Genomic DNA, 4,775 nt, shown 5'->3' with positions numbered 1-4,775 from the left:
CAGATTGTCGGAACCATCGAGGCAGCGAAGGCCCTGAGATCAGTGGCCTTGGTGCCCAGCCGCGCGCGAATGGCGATGGAGTGCATGATGGCGCCGGCCATGCGCGCGCGCGCGACAGGGGAGGGATCGTGCGCCAGATCGCTGGCGGCGAAGGCGCGCTCCAGGCTCTTTTCGATCGCCGCCAGCAGCTCGCTCGCCACGGCGGCGATCTTCGGGTGGGTAGGCGATTCGACGGCCGCAGTGCCCACGATCATGCAGCCCGGCCGATGCGGCGGTGCGGTGTAGAGATCGATTGCCAGCTTATAAACCTTGGACAGCCGCTGCTCGATCGTGCCGGGGCCGGCAAGAACGGCATCGAGGCCTTCGACGCTCTTCTGCCCGTAGAAGCGCAGCGTGTGGATATAGAGCTGCTCCTTGTCGCCGAAGGCGGCGTAGAGGCTCGGTCGGTTGAGGCCGGCGGCGGCCGCCAGTTCGTCGACCGAGGCGGCGGCAAAGCCCTTTTCCAGGAAAACGGTGCGCACACGGTCAAGTACCTCGGCGGTAATGAAGGCGCGCGGACGGCCACGTGACCGCTTGGTTATTTCTGTACCGGTTCGCATAATTATCCTTGACGCCGTCGCCCATCCGTATTTGTGTACCGTATCGCACAAAAAACAGGAGGACGCGATGGAACTCTTCGCTTCACCAATGGCCTGCTCGCTCGCTTCACATATCGCGGTGATCGAAGCCGGTCTGCCGGTAAAAGTCCGCTTCGTCGAGAACAAGAAGACCGACGATGGCGGGGACTACTACAAGATCTCGGTCAACGGCTACGTGCCGGCGTTGCGCCTGGACGATGGCCAGGTCCTGAACGAGGGCCCCTCGGTCCTGCAATACCTGGCCGATCGCAAGCCCGATTCCGGTCTGGCACCGGCCTGGGGCACGATCGAACGCTACCAGCTCATCGATACGCTGAACTATCTGTCGACCGAGGTGCACAAGCGCCTTTTCGCCCAGATCTTCGCGCCGTCGAGCCCGGATGCGGCAAAGGCCGCGGCCATGGCCCAACTTGAGCCGACGCTTGCCGCGATTGCCAAGCGGCTGGGCGATCGTGAGACCCTGGTCGGGACCAGGTTTACGGTGGCCGATGCCTATCTCGTGACGCTGCTCAACTGGAGTGTCTTCCTGAAGGCCGACCTCGCGAAATGGCCGACCCTCCAAGCCTACCATCAGCGCCACCTGCAACGGCCGTCGGTCGCCCAGGCGATGGGCGTCGAGATGGCCGAGCGCAAGCGGCGCGCGGCCTGACAAAAGGGGAAGCAGGCGGCCTTGGGTCGCCTGCTTCATCTCTCTTTTATTAGATTGCGTCTAGTAAGCGTTCGCTTCTATGGTAGATGTCTTCCCCGGAGGACACCGACATGCGTATCGCCATTGCCGCCCTTGCGGCCGCCCTCGCGTGGCTCTCTTTCGCCACTGCGGCGTCGGCTCATGCGCTCTGGCTCGAGTTGGAGGCGACGGGCTTCCAGCTCCAATACGGCGAGTTCGGCGAGAACCTGCGCGAAAGCTCGCCCGGCCTGCTCGATCGGATCGATCCACCGCCCGCCGCCAGGGCGTACGCCGCCTCCGGCGATCAGGCCCTGAAGGTCGAAAAGGGAGCGACGTCGTTTCAGATCATGGGCGCTCCCACGAGTGTGAACAGCATCGTGGCCGAGCAGGCACGTGTCACGGAGCGCAAGCAGGGCGACAAGGTCACGCGGTCGCTCGGCCGCCTCGCGGCACGCTACGTGACCGACCTTGCAGAGCGCAATCCGGTAATTGCGCTCGACATCGTGCCGGGCGGCAAGCCCGGCGCCTTCAAAGTCTTCTACGACGGCAAGCCGCTGCCCAAGGCCAAGGCCGAAGTGGCGACGGAATTCGGTTGGAAGCGCGAGCTCACGACCGACGACAGCGGCACGATCGAACTCGCGCTGCCCTGGAAGGGCACCTACATGATCGAGGTAGCGCTGCTGGACGGTACGCCGGGCGTCCACGGCAACGATGCCTACGACACGATGCGCTTCGTCACGACGCTGACTTTCAAGGTGCCGGCCGGGCTGGACGCGCCGCCGCGCCCGGCTGTGACGACGCCGAAGCGTTGATCAGCCCGTCTTCTTGTTGAGGATACCGAAGCGGTCCTTCGGGGCCTTTTCGCGCGCCTTGGGCCCGTAGGTGCCCATCTCGATGCGGTGCGGAATGGTCATCATGTAGTTCTTGAAAGCGCCTTCCATGGCCTGGCGCCAGCCCTGGGCATCCTGCATCTCGTTGACCGAGGCCTTGGCGAGCTTGAGCGCGAACGGATCGCGCTCGGCGATGTTTTGCGCCAGCGCCATCGTCTCCTCTTCGAGTTTCGCCCGCGGCACGACGCGATTCACCAGACCGGCCTTCTCGGCATCGGCGGCGCTGATGAAGGCGCCGGTGAAGAGATACTCCTTGGTCTTGCGTGGGCCGAAATCCCAAGGCATCGAGAAATACTGGACGTGGCTGCCGCCCCACTTCACGGCGCGGTCGGCGAACTGGGCATCGTCGCTGGCGATGATGATATCGCAGGCCGAGGCGATCATCATGCCGCCCATGATGCAGTATCCCTGGACCTGGGCGATGGTGGGCTTGGGGATATCCCGCCAGCGCATGGTGTTCTCGAAGAACCGCTCCGACAGGCGCCGGTATTCGTCCTTGAATCCCTCGACCGGGTTCTTTTTCTGGTCGGCCATCTCCTGCGGGCTGCCGAGATCGTGGCCGGCCGAGAAATGCTTGCCGGCGCCGGCCAGGATGATGACGCGCACGGCATCGTCCTTGGTCGCGCGGACGAAGGCGTCGTCGAGTTCCTCGAGCAGGATGCGACTTTGCGCGTTCAGCACGTCGGGCCGGTTGGCGGTGATCTTCAGCACAGCGCCGGTGCGCTCGGTAAGCAGGGTCGAATAGCCGGTCATGCCGCAGCCCTCAGTTCGGGCGCGAGGCCCGCGCCCATCAGGTCGACGAAGTTGTCGCAGTAGAAACGCTGCTTCTGGTTCTCGCTGGTGCCAGCAACTTCCATCGAGGCCTCGAAGCGCTTGATCGGATTGCGGCCGCCCTCGATGTGCGGATAGTCGGACGAGAAGAGACACACACCGTCGCCCGAATTGGCGATGATCCAGCCCGCGTCCTCGTGCGGGTAGGGCGTCACGCGAACCTGGCGCTGCACGAACTCGCTGGGCTTCAGCGACATCTTCTGCAGCCGTTCCTCGTTCTTGTAGAAGGCGTTGTGGGCGCTGTCCATGTTGCGCATCCAGCCCGGCACCCACGAGGCGCCTTGTTCGATGACGCCGAACTTCAACCGCGGGAAGCGGTCGAGCACGCGATCGACCACCAACGCCGTCAGTGCCTTCATCGGCGGATAGGCGATTGCCATGTAGTCGATCGACTTGAAATTGTCGTCGCCGCCATGGAAGTCCGGTACTGGCGGCAGGCCGTTGTTGAAATAGGCGTCCTCGAGCAGTTTCCCGCCGCCGCCGACATGGAACACGATCGGCAGGCCGGCCTCCTGGGCGATTGCCCACAGCGGGTCGAAGCCGATGTGACTGGGCGAATGATCGTCCGGGCAACGCGATGGAATCATCAGCGCCTTGGCGCCCATCTCGATCGCCTCGCGCGCGGCCCTCACGGTGCGCTCGAAATCGACCAGGGGGACGTAGCCGGTCGGCAGCAGGCGCTTGTCGACCGAGCAGAAGTCCACCATATGGCGCGTATGTGCGCGGGCCACGGCGTAGGTGAGGTCGGCATCGCGGCCGCCTTCCAGCACCGAGGAATAGTTGAGCAGCGCCGTGGTGAACATGAGCTGGCTGGCGAAGCCCAGCAGGTCGACGGAGCGGGGGCGATCCTGCTTGACGGTCGAGCCCAGGGCATCCCAGTTCTTCCGCAGCATGATCTGCTGGTCGTCGAAGTCGGTCGACGGGCTCGCCTTGAGCCGCGTGCTGTGGAAGCCTTCATGACGCGGGAACAGCACCGTGTCGGTCACGGCGGCGCGATGCTTCGCCTCGAGATGTTCTTCGAGGAAGCCCGGTACTTCCATGATGTGGGCGTCGGCGTCGTGAATGACGCGACCGCTGGCGTAAGGCATTGTCCTCTCCGGTCCGACTTCTTTTGCGCGAGCTTAGCATGACCATCGATATTTCATACGCGGCGCGGACGCTCCTGGAAGCCCGCCGTAAGCGCATCCAGGTGGCGCCGCCTTTCGCCTTGCCAGACCGCTCTGCGGTCTACGCCGTCCAGGACGAAGTGGCTCGTGCGACCGGTCCGGTCGCCGGCTGGAAGGTGGGCGCGCGCACGGCGACGGCCGAACCCAATCCGGCGCCACTTCTGGCTGGTGCACTGGTTCCATCGCCGGCCAGGTTCGACGGCAAGGCGATGCACATGATCGGCGTGGAGGTGGAAATCTCCTTTCACATCGCGGCCGACATCGCAGCTCGCAGCGCGCCGGTCGGCCGCGACGAGGCGCTTGGCGCCGTGGGCGATGCCTTCGTCGGCATGGAAATCGTCGACACGCGGCTGGCTGATTTCCAGCACGTCGATCCCGAGTGGCTGCTGGCCGACAACCAGATGAACCATGCCTTGGTCGTGGGCGGATCGATCAAGAATTGGAAAGGCCTCGACTGGGCCGGGCTTCAGGTGAAGCTCGTGGTCGATGGCGAGACCATCGTCGACCAGAAGGGCGGTCTCGGCTCGGTCGATCCGGTGCGGCCGCTCGCCTGGATGATCGACACGCCGTGCGCGAACGCGGC

The 4,775-nt window shown here is 64.5% G+C and carries 6 protein-coding genes; 3 read left to right on the top strand and 3 right to left on the bottom strand.

Going from position 1 to position 4,775, the window contains the following annotated elements; all coding sequences use genetic code 11:
* A partial coding sequence (locus EPO55_RS13085) for a TetR/AcrR family transcriptional regulator (protein WP_296337312.1) occupies nucleotides 1–521 on the bottom strand: 521 nt, incomplete at its 3' end.
* Nucleotides 522–666: 145 nt separating this feature from the next.
* Between EPO55_RS13085 and EPO55_RS13080 the strand changes: the two genes are divergently transcribed.
* On the top strand, nucleotides 667–1,287 hold the full coding sequence (locus EPO55_RS13080) for a glutathione binding-like protein (protein ID WP_296337310.1): 621 nt from the start codon (nucleotides 667–669) through the stop codon (nucleotides 1,285–1,287).
* 110 nt (nucleotides 1,288–1,397) lie between these two features.
* On the top strand, nucleotides 1,398–2,117 hold the full coding sequence (locus tag EPO55_RS13075) for a DUF4198 domain-containing protein (RefSeq protein WP_296337309.1): 720 nt from the start codon (nucleotides 1,398–1,400) through the stop codon (nucleotides 2,115–2,117).
* Here the strand turns inward: EPO55_RS13075 and EPO55_RS13070 are convergent, their stop codons facing one another.
* Both EPO55_RS13070 and EPO55_RS13065 read right to left on the bottom strand, forming a co-directional pair.
* Nucleotides 2,118–2,948, bottom strand: coding sequence for an enoyl-CoA hydratase (locus EPO55_RS13070; RefSeq protein ID WP_296337308.1), 831 nt, complete (start codon nucleotides 2,946–2,948; stop codon nucleotides 2,118–2,120).
* The gene (locus EPO55_RS13065; RefSeq protein WP_296337307.1) at nucleotides 2,945–4,114 is read right to left on the bottom strand and encodes an amidohydrolase family protein; all 1,170 of its coding nucleotides are present in this window, start codon (nucleotides 4,112–4,114) and stop codon (nucleotides 2,945–2,947) included. Before EPO55_RS13065 ends, EPO55_RS13070 begins: the two co-directional genes overlap by 4 nt.
* Nucleotides 4,115–4,152: 38 nt before the next feature.
* Between EPO55_RS13065 and EPO55_RS13060 the strand changes: the two genes are divergently transcribed.
* Nucleotides 4,153–4,775 (top strand): hypothetical protein (locus EPO55_RS13060; protein WP_296337306.1); only part of this gene is annotated, 623 nt, incomplete at its 3' end.

Origin of the sequence: Reyranella sp. (assembly GCF_004296935.1) — a bacterium.
Lineage (GTDB): Bacteria > Pseudomonadota > Alphaproteobacteria > Reyranellales > Reyranellaceae > Reyranella.
This window is presented reverse-complemented; position numbering and strand designations above follow the sequence as displayed.